The 21,316-nt window shown below is 55.0% G+C and carries 17 protein-coding genes; 9 read left to right on the top strand and 8 right to left on the bottom strand.

Features of this window, described 5'->3' with window-relative positions; all coding sequences use genetic code 11:
- Nucleotides 1-13: 13 nt before the first annotated feature.
- The 4 genes from GN112_RS04585 to GN112_RS04600 all read right to left on the bottom strand — a co-directional run bounded on the left by GN112_RS04585 (nucleotide 14) and on the right by GN112_RS04600 (nucleotide 1,484).
- Nucleotides 14-196: a hypothetical protein gene (locus GN112_RS04585; protein WP_155309148.1), complete on the bottom strand. Its 183-nt coding sequence runs from the start codon at nucleotides 194-196 to the stop codon at nucleotides 14-16.
- Between the two features lie 409 nt (nucleotides 197-605).
- Nucleotides 606-920 carry a HigA family addiction module antitoxin gene (locus GN112_RS04590; RefSeq protein WP_155309149.1) on the bottom strand — a complete coding sequence of 105 codons (315 nt, stop codon included), beginning with the start codon at nucleotides 918-920 and terminating at the stop codon, nucleotides 606-608.
- Nucleotides 921-933: 13 nt separating this feature from the next.
- Nucleotides 934-1,251 carry a type II toxin-antitoxin system RelE/ParE family toxin gene (locus tag GN112_RS04595; RefSeq protein WP_155314132.1) on the bottom strand — a complete coding sequence of 106 codons (318 nt, stop codon included), beginning with the start codon at nucleotides 1,249-1,251 and terminating at the stop codon, nucleotides 934-936.
- Between the two features lie 14 nt (nucleotides 1,252-1,265).
- Nucleotides 1,266-1,484 carry a type II toxin-antitoxin system Phd/YefM family antitoxin gene (locus GN112_RS04600; RefSeq protein ID WP_155309150.1) on the bottom strand — a complete coding sequence of 73 codons (219 nt, stop codon included), beginning with the start codon at nucleotides 1,482-1,484 and terminating at the stop codon, nucleotides 1,266-1,268.
- A gap of 269 nt (nucleotides 1,485-1,753) precedes the next feature.
- Between GN112_RS04600 and GN112_RS04605 the strand changes: the two genes are divergently transcribed.
- The gene (locus GN112_RS04605) at nucleotides 1,754-2,206 is read left to right on the top strand and encodes a GNAT family N-acetyltransferase (protein ID WP_155309151.1); all 453 of its coding nucleotides are present in this window, start codon (nucleotides 1,754-1,756) and stop codon (nucleotides 2,204-2,206) included.
- 126 nt (nucleotides 2,207-2,332) lie between these two features.
- On the opposite strand, the gene GN112_RS04610 is transcribed toward GN112_RS04605, so the two are convergent.
- The 3 genes from GN112_RS04610 to GN112_RS04620 are packed head-to-tail and all read right to left on the bottom strand — an operon-like array spanning nucleotide 2,333 to nucleotide 5,447.
- Nucleotides 2,333-3,301: an ABC transporter substrate-binding protein gene (locus GN112_RS04610; RefSeq protein ID WP_155309152.1), complete on the bottom strand. Its 969-nt coding sequence runs from the start codon at nucleotides 3,299-3,301 to the stop codon at nucleotides 2,333-2,335.
- Nucleotides 3,302-3,336: 35 nt separating this feature from the next.
- A complete protein-coding gene (locus GN112_RS04615; protein ID WP_155309153.1) occupies nucleotides 3,337-4,722 on the bottom strand; it encodes a sigma-54-dependent transcriptional regulator in 1,386 nt (461 codons plus the stop codon).
- A gap of 38 nt (nucleotides 4,723-4,760) precedes the next feature.
- Nucleotides 4,761-5,447 carry a two-component system sensor histidine kinase NtrB gene (locus GN112_RS04620; protein ID WP_155309154.1) on the bottom strand — a complete coding sequence of 229 codons (687 nt, stop codon included), beginning with the start codon at nucleotides 5,445-5,447 and terminating at the stop codon, nucleotides 4,761-4,763.
- Nucleotides 5,448-5,547: 100 nt separating this feature from the next.
- Here GN112_RS04620 and GN112_RS04625 point away from each other — a divergent pair, with 100 nt between their 5' ends.
- Both GN112_RS04625 and GN112_RS04630 read left to right on the top strand, forming a co-directional pair.
- Entirely contained in the window at nucleotides 5,548-6,720 is a 1,173-nt protein-coding gene (locus GN112_RS04625) for an ISNCY family transposase (protein WP_155309155.1), read from the top strand.
- Nucleotides 6,721-6,842: 122 nt separating this feature from the next.
- The gene (locus GN112_RS04630) at nucleotides 6,843-7,961 is read left to right on the top strand and encodes an IS110 family RNA-guided transposase (protein ID WP_155309156.1); all 1,119 of its coding nucleotides are present in this window, start codon (nucleotides 6,843-6,845) and stop codon (nucleotides 7,959-7,961) included.
- Between the two features lie 813 nt (nucleotides 7,962-8,774).
- Here the strand turns inward: GN112_RS04630 and GN112_RS04635 are convergent.
- Complete coding sequence (locus GN112_RS04635) at nucleotides 8,775-10,517, bottom strand: PAS domain-containing sensor histidine kinase (RefSeq protein WP_155309157.1); 1,743 nt, start codon at nucleotides 10,515-10,517, stop codon at nucleotides 8,775-8,777.
- A gap of 324 nt (nucleotides 10,518-10,841) precedes the next feature.
- Here GN112_RS04635 and rarD point away from each other — a divergent pair, with 324 nt between their 5' ends.
- From rarD to GN112_RS04665, 6 genes are all read left to right on the top strand, one after another.
- Nucleotides 10,842-11,762 carry an EamA family transporter RarD gene (gene rarD, locus GN112_RS04640; RefSeq protein ID WP_155309158.1) on the top strand — a complete coding sequence of 307 codons (921 nt, stop codon included), beginning with the start codon at nucleotides 10,842-10,844 and terminating at the stop codon, nucleotides 11,760-11,762.
- 204 nt (nucleotides 11,763-11,966) lie between these two features.
- Nucleotides 11,967-12,737 carry a prolipoprotein diacylglyceryl transferase gene (locus tag GN112_RS04645; protein ID WP_155309159.1) on the top strand — a complete coding sequence of 257 codons (771 nt, stop codon included), beginning with the start codon at nucleotides 11,967-11,969 and terminating at the stop codon, nucleotides 12,735-12,737.
- Between the two features lie 124 nt (nucleotides 12,738-12,861).
- Nucleotides 12,862-15,513, top strand: a complete 2,652-nt coding sequence (locus GN112_RS04650; protein ID WP_155309160.1) for a valine--tRNA ligase — start codon at nucleotides 12,862-12,864, stop codon at nucleotides 15,511-15,513.
- A gap of 3 nt (nucleotides 15,514-15,516) precedes the next feature.
- Nucleotides 15,517-16,356: a carboxylating nicotinate-nucleotide diphosphorylase gene (gene nadC, locus GN112_RS04655; protein WP_155309161.1), complete on the top strand. Its 840-nt coding sequence runs from the start codon at nucleotides 15,517-15,519 to the stop codon at nucleotides 16,354-16,356.
- A complete protein-coding gene (locus GN112_RS04660; RefSeq protein WP_155309162.1) occupies nucleotides 16,353-17,327 on the top strand; it encodes a rhomboid family intramembrane serine protease in 975 nt (324 codons plus the stop codon). The genes nadC and GN112_RS04660 overlap by 4 nt, the downstream gene beginning before the upstream one ends.
- A gap of 848 nt (nucleotides 17,328-18,175) precedes the next feature.
- The gene (locus GN112_RS04665; RefSeq protein WP_155314133.1) at nucleotides 18,176-21,232 is read left to right on the top strand and encodes a CoB--CoM heterodisulfide reductase iron-sulfur subunit A family protein; all 3,057 of its coding nucleotides are present in this window, start codon (nucleotides 18,176-18,178) and stop codon (nucleotides 21,230-21,232) included.
- The last annotated feature ends 84 nt before the right edge of the window (nucleotides 21,233-21,316 follow it).

Genomic DNA, 21,316 nt, shown 5'->3' on the forward strand with positions numbered 1-21,316 from the left:
GGCTCGTCGCTGGCTAATGAAAAAATCGGAGATAAACGGGAATCAAAAACACGATGATGATCAGAATCCCGGGAATGGTGAGATAGGGGGCGTACCAGGGTTTTCCTAAGGCTTTGGCCTTACGGGCTTCTTTAAGAAACCAGTTTCCCAACAAAAAAGAGGCCAATAGGATCGGGATGGCTTTAAAAATGGTCATGACCGGTTGAGTTCTCCTTCAACAGACACAAGGTGAAAGAAAGTCGCCGCTGGTTGTGCGATGGCTTCCCGGATGAATTGGCCGCGTATTATAGATAAGCCAGCGTCCGCTGTCAAAAGCATAAATGGCATTCCAGCAATTGTAGTCAGAAGGGCTCCATACCAACTGCACAGCGCGCAGCAAGCATGCCTCTTAGGGTACCAGCAGGGGCATGCTGGGATTGGTCAAGGCACCGTGAAGGCTCTGCCAATCAGCCAATTGTGCGACTTCGTGTCGCACGCGAACGTGCAATTCAACAAGGCGCAGGGCGGAATGCAAAGTCCCCCAAAAGAAAAAAACCTTTAGAAAGACGTCGTACTTCAGGAATGCCACGGCCCCTGCGCTCTGGTGGAACTGGTTGTTCGTTTTTTTATAGGTTAGAATGAAGCAGTTTTTCGGGTAGTGGACGGACACGCTTCCAGTCGTTAGAAGAATGTTCTGCTTGCCACAGATCATAATTCTTTTGCAAATTCAGCCACAATTCAGGAGTCGTATTAAAAGCTCTTGAAAGCCGCAAGGCCATATCAGGAGTAACAGCCCCCTTTTGGTTTAAAATTTTTGACAAGGTTTTTCTGGATACATTTAAATTTGAAGCCATTTCTGTTACTGAAATCGCCAAGGGCTCAAGATAGTCTGATTTAAGGATGTATCCAGGATGTGTTGGTTGTCGTTTCATTCGTCTCATGACATTGCGCCTTTTAGTGATAATCGTCGTAATTAACGACATATGCATCACCATCTATGAATTTAAAAAAGATACGCCAATTCCCAGACACTCTCACCGAATATTGTCCTTTCAGGCTTCCAGTTAGTTTATGTAAATATGACCCAGGATAATTCATGTCTATAATATCATTGGCGCCATTCAATCGATCTAATATTCTTGCTATTTTATTAGCATGTTCAGGGCGGATTCCTTTTTTGCTACCATCATAAAAGAAATCCTCTATCCCTTTATGTTTGAACGATTTGAAGCGAACGTCTGCTTCACTGGCGGCATGATCCTCGCCGTCCAGTGAACGCTAAGGTTCTACCTTTCTCTTCCTTCTCTTACGATATCCACAATTTCTTGTGTCGTTATTTTTGCTTTTATCGAAGGTATATCTAATAGCGAATAAATATTTCTTTCTGGAACCAAAGCAAAAGTCCGACCATCTTTTCTTCGAATTAACACCTTGCCAGTATTTTCAGCTTGCTCTAACATAAATGCAAGATTTTGCCTGGCTTCCGAATATGTGTAAACTTGCATCTTAAACCTCCAATGTTTCAATTTTTATTCTCTGAGCAGCTGTCTTTAGCTTCAGATCCAATGTTAACTGTATATCACCAAATTTGTAATGTTATACTGAAAAAAGCTTATTGGAGCAGGTTTGAGATGTTGAGATATACCTTGTAGCGGTGGAGGTGTCAATTCGAACAATAATCGACTGCGATTCTTGGCCTTACGGAATATGATTTTGTAGATAGTTCCTTTTTCAATGATGTCCCACCGCCAACCTTCATCAAAAGGAGGTAAACATGGATAATGAAAAAGTTACCATTCGGGATATGACTGAAGAAGATCTTGCCGGTGTTTTAGCTGTCGACAAAGGCATCGTGGGGACAGACCGGGTCCTGACCTATGAAGACCCCAGAACCTCGTACCTGGGCGGCGAAATGGGGTTGAGTAAGGTTGCGGAGATCAATGGTGAAATCGTTGGCTTTGCCATCGGAGGTATTATTGCCCATCCCTATACCATCGAAGACGTGGGATTCCTCAATTTGATAGGGGTCCTACCCGAGCAACAGCGTAAGGGAATCGCATCTAATCTGATTAAAGGTTTCATGAAAACCTGCAAGGAACGAAAAGCCGAAAGACTCATTACCCTTGTCAATTTTAACGATGAACAGATGACCAGCCTTTTCAGATCCGTCGGCTTTTCGCAAAGTGACGTTGTCGAATTCAGTATCTCAACTGAAGACATGGAATAGCCAAACTGGTGTTGGATTTTTTCCGAACAATGCCGAACCGCAAAATATTTTTGACAATCGCTATAGACGGGTTAAACAATTCTGCAGCCAAATGGCACACACGAAGTACCCTTTCCGGAAACGCAATCAACGCACGATGCGATCGGCCATGATCAGTGTAGAGAGAGGAATCTGGACGCCGATGCGCTGGGCGGTTTTCATATTGATCCAGAACTGAAAATGATCGAGGGTGGCCGAAGCGATGCTGTCCGGTGCGGCACCGGCGAGAATGTGGTTGGCCTTCTCCGCCGCGGTCAGGCCCAGCGCATGGTAACTGGGCACCAACCCCAGCAGGATGCCGTCATCGGGGACCATGCTTTCAACGGCAGCCATGGAGGGAATCTTCTGCGCGTTGAGAACGCTGACGATCTTGCGTCCCAGGCTCTTGATCAGCGAATCCGCCGGGATGTATACCGCATCGACCGTCTCCGCCAGTCCGGCCAACCGCACCGGGATATCGGTCCCTTCGGAAATGGGGAAAGCATGCAGGCTGAACCCGAACTCGCGGGAGAGATGTTCGACCTGGCGTTTCAAAACCAGGGAATTCTGTTCGCCGGGGTTGAAAATAATGCCCAGGCGATTGAATTCGCAGGTTTTCATGAACGCCTTCAACTGCTGCCGAACGGGCACCTGATTGCTCACCCCCACGGCGTTGTTGCCCGAATGCGACCAGGAGGCGATGATTCCGGTAGCCACCGGCAGGCTGACCACGTTAAACACCACCGGTGTCGTTTTCACCCGGGAGAGGACGATCCGGGTGGCCGTGGTGCCGAAAACATAGATCAGGTCCACCGGGCTGGCCTGGATCTGTTCGATAATTTCGTCGAGCCGAGCCACGGATTGGCCGGCATGATGGACCTGGATGGCAATGGCACGGGTCTTTCGGTCCAAACCGGCGAGAAAACCCCTTTCGGCATCGGTTTCGCCCCGCCAGGTGATCATGGCAATGGTCCGGGGCCTGACCGGCTCATCCGATGCCGGGCAAAACGATGCCTGGCCGGCAAGCACCAGCGATCCGATCAGCAACCATGCGACCGTTTTCTCAAGCCGCGCCATTGGCAGCCCGCTCCTTTCGTCCGCGTCCGCGGATTTCAGCGATCCAGTTTCAGGCGATCCAGACGACGCTTCAGGGAAAACCGGCTGATACCCAGATTCTCCGCCGCTGACGATTTGTTGCCCCCCGACGCCTTGAGGGCATTTTCTATCAGTTCCTTTTCCACTTCGGCCAGAACTTCGTCGATGGGCAGGGAATCGATCTGATCGGTTGCCTTGAAAAAATCGCGGATCGTTTTCCCGGTGCTGCCGAGCATCTCCTGGGGCAGATGTTCAATCTCGATTACATGGCCGCGGGAGAAAATCACCGCCCGTTCGATGACGTTGCGCAGTTCCCTGACGTTGCCGTGCCAGGGGTATGAAAGAAAAAGGTCCATCACTTTCGCCGATGGCGTCATGGCCTCCTTGCCCATCTCCTCGCAGAACGATTTGAGAAAATAGTCCACCAGCAGGGGGATGTCCGACTTGCGCTGCCGAAGCGGCGGCAAATGCAGCGAGGCGACATTGAGACGGTAGTACAGATCCTGGCGGAAACGCCGGTCGCGCATGGCCTTTTCGAGATCCCGGTTGGTGGCGGCAATGATACGGGCATCCACCTCCAGATCCTTCCCGCTGCCCAGGCGTTTGAACTTTTTCTTCTCCAGGAACATGAGCAGTTTGGCCTGGGAGGCAAGTGCCATTTCACCGATTTCGTCTAAAAAAATGCTGCCGCCCTCCCCCAACTCCAGGAGCCCGACCTTCCTGGCCTTGGCGTCGGTAAAAGCCCCCTTCTCGTATCCGAACAGTTCACTTTCCAAAAGCGACTCCGGAAAAGCGGTGCAGTTGATTTCCACGAAAGGGCTTTTGCTGCGCCGGCTCTTGTAATGGATGGCGCTGGCCACCAGATCTTTTCCGGTGCCACTCTCCCCCAGAATCAGTACGTTGCAGTCGTCGGCCTCGGCCAGCAGCTCAATTTTTTCGAAAACCGATTGCATGGCCTCGCTTTCGCCCACCAGATTGGAAAACCGGCGAAACCGGCGCTGCTGGTACTTGAGGTACTCGAATTCACGTTTCTCCTTCTGAACGTCGAGGGCCTTGTGGATCAAGCGTTTGAGTTCGCGAAGTTCAAAAGGCTTGTTGATGAAGTCGTCCGCCCCGCACTTGATCGCCTCCACGGTGGTCTGCGTATCCCCGTATGCGGTCATGATGATCACCGCCGGATTCTCCGTGTAGGTTCTGATTTTCTCAAGCACATGGATGCCGTTGATGCCCGGGAGCCGCAGATCCAGGAGAACCAGATCGGGCCGCGAGGTTTCGATCAGGGCCAGTGCCGCCTCGCCGCTATCGGCCGTATCCACGGCAAACCCATCGTCCTGCAGGTCGATCTGCAGCGACCGGCTCAGTACGGTTTCATCGTCCACGATCAGTATTCGGGCATACGCCATATTCTCTCCTTTTTATTCCAGAGCCGCGGTTGGCATGGTTAGGACACTTCCGCGGCCGGCAGGACAACGATCACATCGGTTCCTTTTACCGGTGTGCTTTCGATGTAAACCGCCCCCTTGTTCTCTTCGATCAGTTTGTGGGCAATGGAGAGCCCCAGGCCGGTACCCCGTGGATCGGTGGTAAAAAACGGATCGAACACCTTGGGTAGGGCTTCGGAACCGATGCCGCAGCCGGTATCCCGGAAGCGAACACGGACAAACCAGTCCTGAAAATCAAAATCGCCGCCGCTGATCAAAGAGGGACCCAGGCCCGCCTCAAAAATGCCGCGGGTGCGGCGCATTTCAACGTCCAGGCGGCCGCCCCGGGGCATCGCCTTGACGGCGTTGAGCAAAAGGTTCAAAAATACCTGCTGGATCTGCTCCCGGTCGACCATGGTCCGGCAGGGGCGGCCCGACCATGCATACTTGACCTCAATCCCATTGGCACGCACCTTCTCAGTGGTCAGGTCGAGCATCTTTTCAAGGATCAGCATGGGATCTTCGGGTTTGAACACCGGTGGCGAAGGCCGCGAAAAATGCAAGAGTTTGGTGACGATCTTATTCAGCCGGTCGATTTCATCGATAATGCCGCCAATCAGAATCATCTCGCGCTCAGCAATTGTAATTTTGAAATGGCTCTCTTTGCTACCCAAACAGAAGTTTTTTTCAATCAAAGTTCGATGCATTTATTTTCTTTATTATTTCAAAATGTTCTGGACACAGAAGCTTGTAATGGATATAAGAGGGTGAATACTCATCCACTTTTACCAAAAGCGAGCCAGGGCCATGCGATTGCCAGAACAAGAAGAAAACCGCATCCTACTTGAAAGGAAACATGCAGAATTCACATTTGACAAAGTGATCCAATTTTTTCGCCAAACTATTTCTGCATTTCCTGACCGGCGCATCGGCACTAATACCAGCTACAGCATAGAAGACGCAGCCCTGGGAGCTTTTTCTGTTTTTTTTACCCAAAGCCCATCCTTTTTAGCCTTTCAATCCGCTATGCAGCAAACAAAAGGCAAAAACAATGCGCAATCACTTTTCGGCCTCACTCAAATTCCCTGTACCAACCACATCAAAAGTTTAATGGACGAGGTCCATCCCTCTTATGTCACGCCCGTGTTCAAATATCTTTTCGACGGATTGGAAAAATCCGGTCATCTGGACGGGTTTCGCTCATACGACAACAATTTATTGGTTGCCTTTGACGGAACGCAGTATTTTGCTTCAAATACAATTCATTGTGATAATTGTAGTCGCAAGCACCATAAAAATGGAACCGTAACCTATTCGCATTCAGTCGTGACCCCGGTGATTGTGGCACCGGAAAACAATAAGGTGATTGCTTTGCAACCGGAATTTATTACCCCCCAGGATGGCCATGATAAACAAGATTGCGAAAACGCGGCAGCAAAACGCTGGATCGATCAATATGCGGCGGAGTATCAACCTTTTGGCATCACTGTATTGGGCGATGATCTATACTGTAAACAACCGATTTGCAAAAAACTATTAGATCAAGAACTTGATTTCATTTTGGTCTGTAAACCCGATTCTCATAAAACCCTTTACCAGTGGCTGGATGAATTGGACGCCATGCAGACCATCGAAACCGTGGTGGAGAAGCGCTGGACCGGCAAAACCCATGAAATCGATACGTATCGCTTTGCCAACAAACTGCCGCTACGTGATAGTGAAAACGCCATTGATGTTAATTGGTGCGAACTGACAACAACCCTGCCCGATGGAAAAATCGTGTACAAAAACGCATTTGCAACCAATTTTGAAGTTTCAAAGAGCAACGTCAAGCAAATTGTCAAAGATGGCCGAGCACGCTGGAAAGTCGAGAACGAAAATAATAATGTTTTGAAAAACAGAGGCTATAATATTGAACACAACTTCGGTCACGGGAACAAGCACCTTTCATCATTATTGCTGACCTTCACAACTTGTTAGACAATATGGTTGAACGTTAACCAAGACGGCAATAAAAAGGCCTGCCAAACCTTGAAAACGTGGGTTATAGTGAGCGGTCCGTAAAAAACCTAACTACAGAGCCAAAATCAAGGAGGCAGGCCATGAACAAGATAGTAAAGTATGTTGGTTTAGATGTCCACAAAGATTCGATTACCATTGCTATCGCCGATGAAGGACGTGACGGAAACGTTCGAGTGTATGGAAAAATCAGCAACGACCTGGGGCAGATTGATAACGTCATGCGAAAACTGATTTCACAAAACGCCGAATTGCATTGTGTTTACGAAGCAGGTCCGTGCGGATATCCGATCTATAGGCATTTAACAAGCAAGGGGATCGATTGCGTTGTCGTTGCTCCAGCGTTGATCCCCAAAAAAACAGGTGATCGGGTTAAGAATGATCGCCGTGATGCAACCCACCTGGCGACGCTCCACCGTTCCGGAGAACTGACGCCGGTGTATGTCCCCGATCAGGCCGATGAAGCGCTTCGTGACCTGGTACGTGCACGAAAAGACATCCAAATATCGCTCCGCAAAGTCAAACAACAGATCAATGCCTTTTTATTGCGACAAGGAATCAGTTATCCAGGTAAAAGCAAATGGGGTAAAGCTCATTTAAATTGGCTGGCGGAGCTGAAAATGCAGCATCCTGCCCAGCATATTGCCCTTACCGAATACCTGGACGCCATGGAAGACCATGAGGCCCGCGTTAAGCGCATCGAAAAAGCGATTGAGCAATGTTGCCAAACCAGTCGACTGCTTCCGGTTATCGAGGCTCTGCAAGCGCTCAGGGGGATTTCTTTGCTCAGCGCGGTGACCGTCGTCGCTGAACTGGGGGATCTGAGCCGTTTCGATACGCCGGCACAGCTGATGGCCTATTTGGGTCTGATCCCATCGGAGCATTCAAGCGGTGGCACCATCAAAAAAGGCCCCATTACCAAAACCGGCAATACCCATGCCCGCAGGACGTTGATCGAATCGGCTCAGGCCTATCGTATGCCGGCCCGGAAAAGTAAGGCGATCCGTAAACGCCAGGAAGGCTTGCCGGACGATGTTTTGGATATTGCCTGGAATGCACAGCTACGACTATGCCACCGCTACCGCAGGTTGATTGCAAAGGGCAAAAACCATAACGTGGTCATCACCGCGATTGCACGCGAGTTGGCCGGTTTCATCTGGGCCATTGCCCGGGCTGTTCCAATCGTGGCCGCTGAAAGATGATTTGTTATAGCGTGGAAACCCAGGCCTATCAAGGCCAAGCCCTAAAGGGTGCTCCCTAAGGTCGCAGCCTTGACAGCCCTGACTTTCCACGCTGGGTGGGAATTAGCGACGGCGAGAGAAGCGCGACTGTTGCTCCGGCTCAAGAAGCTGGATAAGTACTTCTCTATAATCGATGATGCAAATAGAAAAAGAACTTATTGATTTTAAAAATGCTCAAGAAAGGATCGGCTTTATCAAAGAACAAATATAGCCATCGAGCTTTTGGATAGGGGCGCGGTCGCGGTTTGGAGAACCCTCGAAAAAGCTATCGGAATAGGCCTTCAGGCCGAAACTCCCGTCTTTAGACCGAGGCAGCTCCACGACGAAGCCTAGTCAGGCGGTATCCAACCCGCGAATATCAGAGTGCTCTACCGTCGTTATTGCAGACCCCGCCTCTATCCAAACGCTCGATGAAAATTATTGGCCCAAGTTTTTTGGGTATGGATAGGTTTTTCTCTTGACAAGTGTTCAACCATATCAGCCTTTCTGTTCCATACCGTTCTTGAACTGATGGATGAGAAGTACAGCTTGGTTCGTGCTGAGTTACCAACGCGCAAAACCTTTTTTGACGATGTGCGCGCTTTGACGCGATATATGTATTTTCCCAGTTGGGAGGCGATGTTAACTTTTATGATGCGAGGCCTGGAGATCGAATACGTAGACACCAGTTAAAATCCTTGGCAGATTTTCACATCAAACCGTACGAGTTCCTTTATTAACCAATGGATAGGTTTGATCAAAATTTCTGATACAGAGAGCCAAAAATGAAAAAATTCATCGGCTGGCTAATTGCGTACAGTTTTGTTTCACTTTTTGATCATAACCTGAACTAAATTTTTCGAAGAACTGATCGAATTGCCATGCTGGTACAAACCTGAACCGCATAATTACAATTGCTGTCTCGCGCTCGCCCTGATTGCGGTTGGCCAGCACCTGAACGCTGGTTTTGATGCCGGCCAGGGGGTTGCGGATTTCGTTGGCCATACCGGCCGACAATTCGCCCAGGGAGGCCAGTTTGTCGACCCTGACCATACGGGCTTCCATACGCTTTCGATGGGTGATGTCACGGATGTCGGCAATGGCGCCCAGCACCCGGTTTTCCGGGTCGCGCAGGAGTGTCGTGTGGACCTCCAGGTATTTGGCACCATCATCGCCATTTTCCATCAGCAGTTGCCGATGCAGCCTTTTTTTGCGCCCCTTAAGGGTGCACTTCAAAAGATCCAGAACCTTGGAAAACCCTTCGCCGCTGCCCAACGGACCACAACCGCCACCGTCCAGCGTCTCCAGGTTTAAAATGCTGGCGGCACTGGCGTTGAAGGACGTGGGACAATTCCGGTCGTCCACGGTCAAAATCCCGTTGGAAACACTTCTGAGGATATTTTCGTTGAAGGTTTTCAGTTCCGTGAGCTGGTCGTGGCTGATTTTGATCCGCTCGGCCATACGGTTGAATTCATTGGCCAGGGCACTGAGTTCCTCGCTGGTGTTAACCGGGATCTTGTGCGCCAGGTCGCCCCGCCCCAGGGCGGCCGCACCCTGGATCAGCCGTCCGATGGGTCGGGTGACGCCCCGGATGAAAAAGTACGCCACCGGGATCATCAACCCCAGAACGACGAACAGGACGGTGATCACCCGCTGTCGGAGCTTCAGGATTTCGGAAAGCAGCTCGGACCGGTCTAAGCTGATGCAGACGCTCCAGTCCAGCATCCGGCAGGGCGTGTATACCAGAAACTTCTCCAGTCCCATGAACCGGTATTCGCCAAACCCGGTTATCCCCTCTCTGATACGGTCCACATGCCCCTGCAGGCGGACGTCTCCGTTTTCCAGGATCCCTTTTTCGGATAGGTGTTCACCATCCGGATGATAAATCAAATCCCCGCCATGATTGATCAGGAAAGCGTAGCCATTGTCGCCGATGCGGAGTGATCGCACATACCCGACAAACGCCTCGGAGCGGATCTCAAACACCAGCACGCCGACCGGCCGCTTACTGACCTTGAAGTCATGAACCCGCTTGGCCAGGAGGATGCCGGGCACAAGCCGCCCCGAATCAACGGTCGGATCAAAACGCGCAAACCCCTTTTCCAGGGTCTTGCCAAACCAGGCTTGATCTACGAAATCGATCGGGTGATCGCCGGCCTCCGGTTCCTGGACCGTCAGGATGGCACTGCCGTTGATATCGACCAGATGGATGCGCTGGAGATAGTTGTGCGTCTTCAGGTATTCATGCAGCAAGCCCTGAACGTCATCCAGGCGTTGACCGAATTCGTGCTGCAAAAAAGAGAGCTGCAAAAACGGCGAGTCGGAAAGAAACGTGATGTCCTTCCGGGCGTTTTTGAAAAAATCATCGATCTGCTGGGCTGTTTTTGCGGCGACATTGCCCAGTTGATCCTGGGTTTGGGACAACAATGCACGGGAGGCGCTTTCATAAGCCAGGTAGCCGACAATCAGCATGGGCAGGCTACCGAACAGAACCAGAACGCCGATAAATTTGGAACGGATACTGGAAAACAGTCCCATGCCGAACCATCCCTGTCGCTTCCCGGGCCCATCCTTCAGGCACGCCACCAACGCTTTCACGGAAGGCCCATTTTTTCAACGTCGTCAATACACCCGGGAGCCCCTTACCCCCCCCCGGGCAGCGTACCACCCATACCGCGTTTAACGGAAATCCCGTTAAAAGGAAAGGGGCTTATCCGGATCCGTGAGCGGGCCGGCCGGCTTATCGGATCCATCCGCACGAGGCCCATCACCCCCTCCTGCTTTTTATGGGAGCATCATTGTTGACCCGAAAGCGGTTCAGACGTATTGTATACATTTTAGCGACCGAATCGAGCCACTCTGATGACCAACACACCATCCTCCGCCGCTCCGGACCACCAGCCTGCCGTCGGCACCCTTCTGGCATTTACGGCATTTCTCATCTGGGGACTTAGCCCGGTCTACTGGAAAGCCCTGCACGCGGTGGGCGCCTTCGAGATCATCCTGCACCGCGTCCTGTGGTCTTTTGTCGTTCTCATGCCCCTGGTGGGGATCGGACGACAGTGGCACGCGTTCACCCGCGCCATCCGCTCCCCCCGCACCCTCGTCATCCTGCTGGTCACATCGATTCTCGTGGGCACCAACTGGTTGCTTTACATCTGGTCGGTCAATAACGGCAGGGTGCTCCAGGCCAGCCTGGGATACTACATCAACCCGCTGGTCAACGTTTTCCTGGGAACGCTGTTTCTGCGTGAACGCTTGCGGCGGGCCCAGACGGTGGCAGTCATCCTGGCCGGCCTGGGGGTGCTCCACCTGACTGTTCGCTACGGTGAGTTTCCCTGGGTTTCCCTCACGCTGGCGTTCACTTTCGGATTTTACGGACTGGTCCGCAAGGTGGCAGCCGTGGGCGCGCTGGTGGGACTGACCATCGAGACCCTGCTGCTGGCCATCCCCGCGGCCATCTGGGTCCTTTATCTTCACCGCACCGGCGGGGGCGCTTTCTTGCATGCCGGCCTGCATACCGACCTGCTGCTGATGGGTACCGGAATCCTGACGGCCACACCACTTCTGCTGTTCAATCTCGGTGCCAAGCGTATCACCCTGTCCACACTGGGGTTTATCCAGTACATGGCACCGACGGGCATGCTGATTCTCGGCATTACCCTGTTCGGAGAACCGTTCACCCCGGTTCAGGCAATTACCTTCGGCCTGATCTGGACGGCCCTGGCCATCTATTCGTGGGATGCCCTGCGGGTTCACCGCAGCCGGCACCGCCTGCGTTGAACGGTCGATGCCGTCCGTACTGGCCCGGCAACATGCGAAATTGTGTTTTTTGTTAAGAATCCAAATACGTTGACAGCTTTTCAAGCGTATGATAGCTTCATTTCGTTATTATTTTGTTTTTTACAGGCACTATAACCGGCACGCGTGGGAAGCCGCATTTCAGGCGACTTCATAAAAAACTGTCACGGTTAACGGGGGAAAACGATGGATGGTGACCAGAAACCCGATCCGCAGGCTGAAAACGACCTGAATGATGAAGAGATCATCGACCTGACCCAGATTGCTCCGGCGGATGCGGACGACGATGTTATTGAACTGACCGATATCATGGCGCCGCTTGAAAAAACGGCGGAGGCTGCCGATCTGGCGGATGAAGATGTCATCCCCCTGGTGGATCTTGCGGATACCGGACCGGATGAGTCTGCCGAGGCGGATGCGGAAGACGATGTCATCGAACTGGCCGATAAAATGGAACCGCTTGGCAATACGGCGGAGGCTGCCGATCTGGCGGATGGAGATGTCATCCCCCTGGTGGATCTTGCGGATACCGGACCGGATGAGTCTGCCGAGGCGGACGCGGACGACGATGTCATCGAACTGGCCGACGTGTTTACCGCCCCGGAAGAAAACGGCCCCGAACCCGGGAGCCTCACGGAGGAGGTCATGCCCGATACCACCGATGCGGAGCCCGGTCCCGAAATGACGGCACCTGCACCCGAGGCCGCCACCCAACCGGAAACGCCGCCACCGGTCGTTGAAGAGGCTGAACCGGTAAGCGCCGTATCGGAGGACGTCCCCCCCTCCCCGCCCCTTTCCGAGGCACAGCTGGAAGCAGCCCTTGAACGGGTGGTCGAAAAGGTGTACGGAGAAAAAATCGAACGGCTGTTGGTCGAAACCATCGAGAGGACGATCCGTCAGGAAATTGAATCGATAAAGAAGTCGCTGCTGAACGATGATGACCCCGGATCCGGCTGAGCCCGACGTCAGTGTCGATCAGTTGGTACCACCTGAACGGGGATTAAACATTAATCCCCTTTTCCATTTTTTTTAGCGGCCCGGTTCATTGCAACCGGGCCGTTGTCACAAGGAGCGTTGCCCCATGAGTCGTGAATTGCTGGACAAGAGCTATTCCCCCGAAGACGTTGAAAAACACTGGTATGCCTACTGGGAGCAGGAAAAACTGTTCGCCGCCGACGAAACCACCACCAAGAAGCCCTATTCCATCGTCATTCCGCCCCCCAACGTCACCGGTGTGCTGCACATGGGTCATGCCCTGAACAACACCATGCAGGATATCATGTGCCGCTACCGGCGCCTGAAAGGTGACAGCGTCCTGTGGATGCCCGGCACCGACCATGCCGGCATCGCCACCCAGAACGTCGTGGAGAAAAAACTGGCCGCCGAAGGCACCGACCGCCATCAGCTGGGCCGCGAGCAGTTCATCGAATCGGTATGGGAATGGCGCAAGCAGTACGGCAGTGCCATCATCAACCAGCTCAAACGCCTGGGGGCATCCTGCGACTGGGACCGGGAACGCTTCACCATGGACGAGGGCCTCTCCCGGGCGGTGAGAAAAGTATTTGTCCAGCTCTACGACGAGGGCCTGATCTACCAGGGGGACTATATTATCAACTGGTGCTGCCGCTGCCACACGGCCCTCTCCGACCTGGAAGTGGAGCACGAGGATATCGACGGCGCCTTCTACCACATCCGCTACCCCTTTGCCGACGGTTCCGGCGGGCTCACCGTGGCCACTACCCGGCCGGAAACCATGCTCGGCGATACGGCGGTGGCCCTTCACCCGGATGACGAGCGCTACGCGGGCCTGACGGCAACCACGGTAACCCTGCCGCTGATGAACCGTGAGATCCCCATCATCCGCGACACTTACGTGGATCTGTCCACCGGTACGGGCGCCCTCAAGGTGACCCCGGCCCACGATCCCAACGACTTCGAAATCGGAAAGCGCCACGACCTGCCCAGCATCAAAGTGATCGCCGACGACGGCAGCATGACCGAGGAGGCCGGCCGGTTTGCCAGCATGGACCGGTTCGCCTGCCGCAAGGCCGTGGTCGAGGCCCTCAAGGCCGAAGGCCTGCTGGAACGTATCGAGCCTCACCGCCACAGCGTGGGCCACTGCTACCGCTGCAAAACCGTGGTCGAACCCAACCTCTCACGCCAGTGGTTCGTCAAGGCCAAGCCCCTGGCCGAGAAAGCCATCGAAGCGGTGAAAACGGGCAAGACCCACATCATCCCGGAATCGTGGACCAAGACCTACTTTGATTGGATGTACAACATCCGCGACTGGTGCATTTCGCGCCAGATTTGGTGGGGTCATCAGATTCCGGCCTGGACCTGCCAGGGATGCCGGCGCATGGTCGTGGCCCTGGAGGCACCGGACGTCTGCCCGGATTGCGGTTCCACTGATCTGGTCCAGGAGACCGACGTGCTCGACACCTGGTTCAGCTCGGCCCTGTGGCCCTTCTCCACCATGGGCTGGCCGGACCAGACAGACCTGCTCAAGACCTACTACCCCACCTCGGTGCTGGTCACCGGGTTTGACATTCTCTTCTTCTGGGTGGCGCGCATGATGATGATGGGCATCCACTTCATGGACGAAATCCCCTTCAAGGATGTTTACGTGCATGCCCTGGTGCGTGACGAGGAGGGCAAGAAGATGAGCAAATCCAAGGGCAATGTCATCGATCCGCTCAATGTCATCGATCAATACGGCACCGACGCCTTCCGTTTCACCCTGGCTGCCTTTGCCGCCCAGGGCCGCGATGTGAAGATGAGTGAAAAACGGGTCGAGGGCTACCGCCACTTCATCAACAAATTGTGGAACGCGGCCCGCTTCTCGCTCATGCATCTGGAGCGCGGCTTTGATGCCATCGATGCGGCCAACATCTCCCTGCAGGATCGCTGGATTCTATCGCGCCTCAATCGGGTGGCTCGCCAGACCGAAGAGGCCCTTGACGCCTACAAATTCAACGAAGCCGCCGGTGCCGTCTACCAGTTTGTCTGGCATGAGCTGTGCGACTGGTACCTGGAAGCCATCAAGCCGACCCTGTACGATGAGGCCGGCGGCGCCGCCAAATCGGCCACCCTGTCGGTGCTGTGGCGTGTGTTCCGGGAAGCCCTGGTGATCCTGCACCCCTTCGCCCCCTTTGTCACCGAGGAGATCTGGCACTCGCTGCCCGGCACCGAGGGATCGATCATGCGGGCCAGTTGGCCGGAAACCCTGACGCCGGGTGACGACCCCGACGCCGAGGCGCAAATGCAAACCGTGATGGCCACCATTACCGGCATCCGCAACGTGCGCGGGGAAATGAACATCGCCCCATCTACGGCCCTCGAAGCCGTGGTTCAGCCCGAGGATCCGCAGATCGGTGACGCCGTCGAGAAAAATCGGGATCTGATCGTGAACCTGGCCCGCCTGTCCGACATCCGTGTCGATGCGTCCGTGCAGCGGCCCAAGGCGGCCGCCACGGTGTTGATCGACGGCGCCACGGTTTTCGTGATGCTGGAGGGCATCATCGACTTTGCCCAGGAGCAGGCGCGCCTGGACAAAGAGATCGGCAAACTCTCCAAGGAGCTGTCCGGTATGAACCGAAAACTGGGCAATGAAGATTTTCTCAAAAAAGCACCCCCCGAGGTGGTGGCCGGCGTTCGCGAAAAGCATGCTGCCATGCTCGAAAAACAACATGCCCTGGAGGCGACCCGCGATCGTGTCCAGGCGATGATGGAATAGACCATGCATACCATCGAGGAATTCATCCAGCTGGCCCTGAAAGAGGATATCGGCCCCGGCGATATCACCACCGACAACCTGGTGGCACCGGGCACCCCGGGCCGGGGCCGCATTGTTGCCAAACAGCCGTTGGTGCTCGCCGGCCTGGCCGTGGCGGAAAAAGTTTTCAAGGCCCTGGAACCGCAAATCGTTTTCGAAGCCCTTTGCGCCGATGGCGACCGGGTGGCGGCCGGCAGCACGGTGGTGCGCGTCGCCGGCGGCCTGGACACCCTTTTGAAAGGCGAGCGCACGGCGCTCAACTTCCTGCAGCGGCTCTCCGGCATCGCCACCCAGGCCCGCGAGTATGTGCAGACCGTGTCCGGCAGCGGTGTCAAGCTGGTGGACACCCGTAAGACCACGCCGGGCTGGCGCGTGCTGGAAAAATACGCCGTTCGCGTCGGCGGGGCCCACAACCACCGCATGGGCCTGTATGACGGGGTGCTGATCAAGGACAACCACATCGCCGTGGCTGGCGGCATCACCGCCGCGGTGGATAAGGCGCGCCGGGCCATCTCCCACCTGGTCAAGGTGGAAGTGGAGGCCAGCACCATCGAAGAGGTAGACGAAGCCCTGGCCGCCGGAGCGGACATCATCATGCTGGATAACATGGACCTCGACCAGATCCGCCGGTCGGTAAAACACATCGACAAAAAAGCCCCGGTGGAGGTTTCCGGCGGCGTCACCCGCGACCGGTTGAAGGAACTTGCCGCCACCGGGGTGGACCTTATTTCCATCGGCGCCCTGACCCATTCGGCCGTGGCCGTGGACCTGAGCATGCGTATCGAACCGGACACCGCGCCATGATTCCCATTCGCGATACCGTCCCGTCCCGGCGGGTGCCGGTGGTCAACAACACCATCATCGGCATCAATATCGTGTTCTTTCTGCTGCAGCTGACCCAGGGCAGCGGCGGCGATCATTACCTGTTGCTCTACGGACTGGTGCCGGCAAAATTCACCGATCCGCAGATTTCCGCCTATTTTTCCCTCGGCCAGAAGCTGATTTCGCTTTTCACCTTCATGTTCCTGCATGGCGGGTTCATGCACCTGATCGGCAACATGTGGTTCCTCCACATCTTCGGCGACAATGTCGAAGACCGGCTGGGTCCGGCGCGCTATGCTTTCTTCTACCTGCTCTGCGGCCTGGCTTCGGGCATGACCCACCTGATCTTCAATGCCGGCTCCCGCGTTCCCACCATCGGGGCCAGCGGAGCCATCGCCGGCGTCATGGGCGCCTATTTCATCCTCTATCCCCGCTCCCGCATCCTGACCCTGATTCCGATCATCTTCATCCCCTGGTTCGTGGAGATCCCGGCCTTCTTTTTCATCGGCATCTGGTTCGTGCTGCAAGTATTCAATGCGGCTGGCAGTTCGGGCAGCGCCGGCGGCATCGCCTGGTGGGCGCACATCGGTGGATTCGTTTTCGGTATCCTTTTCCTCAAGCTCTTTGACCGCATCCCGGCCACCGGTTTCTCCAGCCGTCTGCAAAGCGCCACCCGCAAAAAGCAGTCCCACCGATTCCAGGTGATCAAGCCCACCCACGGTGAAACGGCCTCCGATCTCTACGGTGCCCTGACCATCACCCAGTACGAGGCCATGGTCGGCGCCCGCAAGCTGGTCACCGTCCCCTGGGGCCTGCAGAACCGGCTTTATAATGTGATCGTGCCTCAGGGCATCGGCGATGGTCAGGTGCTGCGGCTCAAGGGCGTCGGCCGGCCAAGGCCCGACGGCACCCGCGGCGACATGCTGCTCAAAATAAAGATCCAGCATATCTAGAATGTTTCCGATCGGGCCGTACCCCGATGGTATTCTGTCCATTTATAATCGATCGGATCCTTTAATTGGCATTTGGATTTTACCATTTGGCATTGATTGAATCGGAGCGGTGGTTTTCTGATCACACCATCAACAAGAATACATCCAAATGCGGTTACCCTTCCGGCACACTATTTTATAATTGACATTTCATACAATCACCGTTAGTAAAGCTATAAAGAAGCTATATTGGAGCTATTTAATAGTCACATAACACCGACTTCACTCATGCCATCATTTTTCCGTCATATCGGTTTTACCTGAGGGGTCCGGCAATAACGTGTCCGGGTGACACGTTCACGGATGTCCGATGGTGATGGAATCAATATGGATACGCTCGTAACAGCCCTATTTTCACGTCCCGATTCCCCACCAAAACAATCAAACCACTCCGGTTCAAGGTGATTCTCACCGTAACCGGTGCATGGACAGGTTCCCTTGCCCCTTGATGCGCCATCGCCGCAGTGGCGGGACGCGCATGCGAGAACAAAGGGATGACGGATTCGTAAAAAGTCCGATATCGGCGTTACGCTTCATCCTTCGTCACTGCGGAGTACGATCAGTACGCCTCATTCCTCAGGATTCGCAAGCCTTGATCTCGGGCTTTTTACGAATCCGTCTGGACGGCGACTCTTTACGAGACCATCAAGGGATAATCGGAAACCCACAACGCGTGCCCATCCATAAGCTCCCCGTTTGCCATTGTGGATGGACACGAAACCATGTGAAAGGGACAGGAAGCTGTGAAAAATTTACCCGTTGCAGAAACGTTTACCACCCATTTTGCGGGCAACGATTTCGGCGATGTGATGGTCGTCGGTGGAGGAATCAGCGGCATCCAGGCCTCTCTCGATCTGGCCACCGCCGGATACCGGGTCTATCTGGTCGAAAAAGCGCCGACCATTGGCGGCAAGATGGCCCAGCTGGACAAAACCTTTCCCACCAATGACTGCTCCATGTGCATTGAATCGCCCAAATTTCTCGAGTGCAAGCGGCATCCCAACATCGAAATCCTGACCATGACCGAGGTGGATCAGGTGCAGGGCGAAGCCGGCGATTTCAGGGTCACCCTGACCACCCGGCCACGCTACATCGATGAAGACAAATGCACCGGCTGCACCAGCTGTTCGGAGTACTGCCCGGTGCTGGTATCGGACCCCTTCAACCAGGATATATCCGATAATAAAGCGGTGCACATGTATTTTGCCCAGGCAATTCCGCTGACCCCTTACGTCAGCGAGCAATGCATCTTTCTGGACGGCAAGAAGTGCACAATCTGCATGGGCATCTGTAAGAACGATGCCATCGACCTCAACCAGACCGCCCGTCAGCAACAGGTCAATGTGGGGACGATCATCCTGGCCCCGGGCATCGAGCCCTTCGATCCTTCCGTCAACAACGACTACGGCTACGGCAAGTTTGCCAACGTGGTCACCAGCCTCGATTATGAACGGCTGCTCTGCGCCACCGGCCCCTACGAAGGCGAAATCCTGCGCGCCTCCGACAAGAAACACCCCCACAAGATCGCCTGGGTCCACTGTGTGGGGTCGAGGGGGGTGAACCAGGGCTACAACAGCTATTGTTCCGGCGTCTGCTGCACCTACACCCAGAAGCAGGTTATTCTGACCAAGGACCATGACGCCGATGCCGAGTGCACCATTTTCCACAACGACATCCGCTCCTACAGCAAGGGATTCGAGCGTTTCTACCAGCGTGCCGAGGCCCTGCCCGGCATCCGCTTCGTGCGCAGCTATGTCTCCATCGGACGGGAAATTCCGGAGACCCAAAACGTCACCCTGAGATATTCGACAACCGATGAGGGCGTAAAAGAGGAAGAGTTCGACATGGTGGTGCTGTCCGTCGGGTTACGGCCTCCGGCCGAGTACGGTCGCCTGGCCGAGAAGTTCGGCATCGAACTCAATGAACACGGGTTCTGCAAGACCGACCCGACCCGACCGCTGGAAACCTCGCGGCCGGGAATTTTCATCAGCGGCGCCTTTCAGGGTCCCATGGATATTCCCGAAGCGGTCTTCAGCGCCAGCGGCGCCGGTTCCCAGTGCGGTGAAGTCCTCTCCCGGCGGCGCGGCGATCTTTCCAAGGAACGGGTTTATCCACCGGAACGGGATGTCTCAGGCGAGGAGCCCAAAATCGGCGTATTCGTGTGCCATTGCGGGGCCAACATCGGCCGCGTGGTCAACGTGCCCGAGGCCGTGGAATATGCCCTGAGCCTGCCCGGGGTGGTCCACGCCCAGGAACAGCTCTTCTCCTGCGCAACCAACTCGGCCAAGGAGATCACCGACACGATCAAGGAGAAAGGACTCAACCGCGTGGTCGTGGCGGCCTGCACGCCGCGCACCCATGAGCCGGTCTTCCGCGACACCCTGCGCGAAGGCGGCATCAATCAGTATTTTTACGAAATGGCCAATATCCGCGAGCACTGCTCCTGGGTCCACTCCAAGGAGAAAGAAGAGGCCACCGAAAAGGCAAAGGACCTGATCCGCATGTCGGTGTCCCGCACGCACCTGCTTGAACCCCTGAAAGAATTCGATCTGCCGGTGGACAAAACCGCCGTGGTGGTCGGCGGCGGGATTTCCGGCATGACCAGTGCGCTGAGTCTGGCCAAGCAGGGATTCGAGGTCCACCTGCTGGAAAAGGAGAAGGAACTCGGCGGCATGGCCCGCAGAATTCAGACCACCATCGAGGGCATGGATGTTCAGGCCCATCTGAAGGAAACAATCAGGAAAATTTACCAGCACCCCCGCGTGCATGTCGCCCATTCGGCCACCATTATGGACGTTGCCGGTTATGTGGGCAATTTCACCACCACGGTCAAGTCCGAGACCGGGATGCGAACCATACGCCATGGAGCCGCCATTCTCGCCACCGGTGCCGACGAGTACACTCCCACCGAGTATCTGTACGGCCAGGATGACCGCGTACTGACCCAGCTGGAGCTGGAAGAATGCATCAGCGGCAATGACGAGCGCCTGGCCGGCGCCGAAAACCTGGTCATGATCCAGTGTGTCGGCTGCCGCAACGAAGAGCGAAACTACTGCTCGCGGATCTGCTGCACCCATGCGATCAAAAATGCCATCCGGCTGAAGGCGATCAACCCGGCCATGGATATCCATATCCTGTTCAGGGACATGCGCACCTACGGGTTCAACGAGGATTACTACCGCATGGCGGCCGATAAAGGGGTCAAATTCATCCGCTTCGATCCGGAAACCGCCCCCCAGGTGGAAGCCGCCGAGGCCGAGGACGGCCGCAAGGTGCTGCGGGTCACCGTTGCCGATCCGGTCCTGGGCCACGGCCTGGAACTGGACGCCGATCTTCTGACCCTCTCCGCCGCCATCGTCCCCTCCGCCGGAATCGAAGAGATATCCAAGCAGTTCAAGGTGGCCTTGAGTCCGGAAGGCTTCTTTCAGGAGGCCCATGTCAAGCTGAGGCCGGTCGATTTTGCCGCCGAAGGCGTATTTCTTTGCGGAACGGCCCATTATCCCAAACACATATCCGAATCCATCAGCCAGGCCTACGGCGCCGCCGGCCGGGCCGCGGTGCTGCTCTCACAGGATACGGTCACCGCGTCCGGATCGGTATGCGAAGTGGACGAGGAACGCTGCATCTCCTGCGGTGCCTGCATTACGGCCTGCAGTTACGGCGCCATTGAATTCGAGATGACCCCGCGCGGCCGCAAGGCCAAGGTGATCCCGGTGCTGTGCAAGGGCGACGGCCTGTGCAATGCCAAGTGTCCCACGGAGGCGATCCAGCTGAAGCACTACACGGATGAAGAGATTCTGTATCAACTGGATGCGGCCTTTCCCGAGCTTTGTGAAAACCGGATGCCAGTTGAAACCACCGCCTGATCACCAACCCGGCGAACCAATGGCATCCGGGATGGCCGACCGTGCCTGGCAGCCATCCCCGATGCCCAGCTTATCGATTTGATT

Origin of the sequence: Desulfosarcina ovata subsp. ovata, from assembly GCF_009689005.1 — a bacterium.
Taxonomy (GTDB): Bacteria; Desulfobacterota; Desulfobacteria; order Desulfobacterales; family Desulfosarcinaceae; genus Desulfosarcina; species Desulfosarcina ovata.

Excerpts from the sequence above, each read along its gene's own strand:
- GN112_RS04585 (WP_155309148.1), bottom strand. The coding sequence starts at position 196 with ATGACCATTTTTAAAGCCATCCCGATCCTATTGGCCTCTTTTTTGTTG.
- GN112_RS04590 (WP_155309149.1), bottom strand. The coding sequence starts at position 920 with ATGAGACGAATGAAACGACAACCAACACATCCTGGATACATCCTTAAA.
- GN112_RS04600 (WP_155309150.1), bottom strand. The coding sequence starts at position 1,484 with ATGCAAGTTTACACATATTCGGAAGCCAGGCAAAATCTTGCATTTATG.
- GN112_RS04605 (WP_155309151.1), top strand. The coding sequence starts at position 1,754 with ATGGATAATGAAAAAGTTACCATTCGGGATATGACTGAAGAAGATCTT.
- GN112_RS04610 (WP_155309152.1), bottom strand. The coding sequence starts at position 3,301 with ATGGCGCGGCTTGAGAAAACGGTCGCATGGTTGCTGATCGGATCGCTG.
- GN112_RS04615 (WP_155309153.1), bottom strand. The coding sequence starts at position 4,722 with ATGGCGTATGCCCGAATACTGATCGTGGACGATGAAACCGTACTGAGC.
- GN112_RS04620 (WP_155309154.1), bottom strand. The coding sequence starts at position 5,447 with ATGCATCGAACTTTGATTGAAAAAAACTTCTGTTTGGGTAGCAAAGAG.
- GN112_RS04625 (WP_155309155.1), top strand. The coding sequence starts at position 5,548 with ATGCGATTGCCAGAACAAGAAGAAAACCGCATCCTACTTGAAAGGAAA.
- GN112_RS04630 (WP_155309156.1), top strand. The coding sequence starts at position 6,843 with ATGAACAAGATAGTAAAGTATGTTGGTTTAGATGTCCACAAAGATTCG.
- GN112_RS04635 (WP_155309157.1), bottom strand. The coding sequence starts at position 10,517 with ATGGGACTGTTTTCCAGTATCCGTTCCAAATTTATCGGCGTTCTGGTT.
- rarD (WP_155309158.1), top strand. The coding sequence starts at position 10,842 with ATGACCAACACACCATCCTCCGCCGCTCCGGACCACCAGCCTGCCGTC.
- GN112_RS04645 (WP_155309159.1), top strand. The coding sequence starts at position 11,967 with ATGGATGGTGACCAGAAACCCGATCCGCAGGCTGAAAACGACCTGAAT.
- GN112_RS04650 (WP_155309160.1), top strand. The coding sequence starts at position 12,862 with ATGAGTCGTGAATTGCTGGACAAGAGCTATTCCCCCGAAGACGTTGAA.
- nadC (WP_155309161.1), top strand. The coding sequence starts at position 15,517 with ATGCATACCATCGAGGAATTCATCCAGCTGGCCCTGAAAGAGGATATC.
- GN112_RS04660 (WP_155309162.1), top strand. The coding sequence starts at position 16,353 with ATGATTCCCATTCGCGATACCGTCCCGTCCCGGCGGGTGCCGGTGGTC.
- GN112_RS04665 (WP_155314133.1), top strand. The coding sequence starts at position 18,176 with ATGGTCGTCGGTGGAGGAATCAGCGGCATCCAGGCCTCTCTCGATCTG.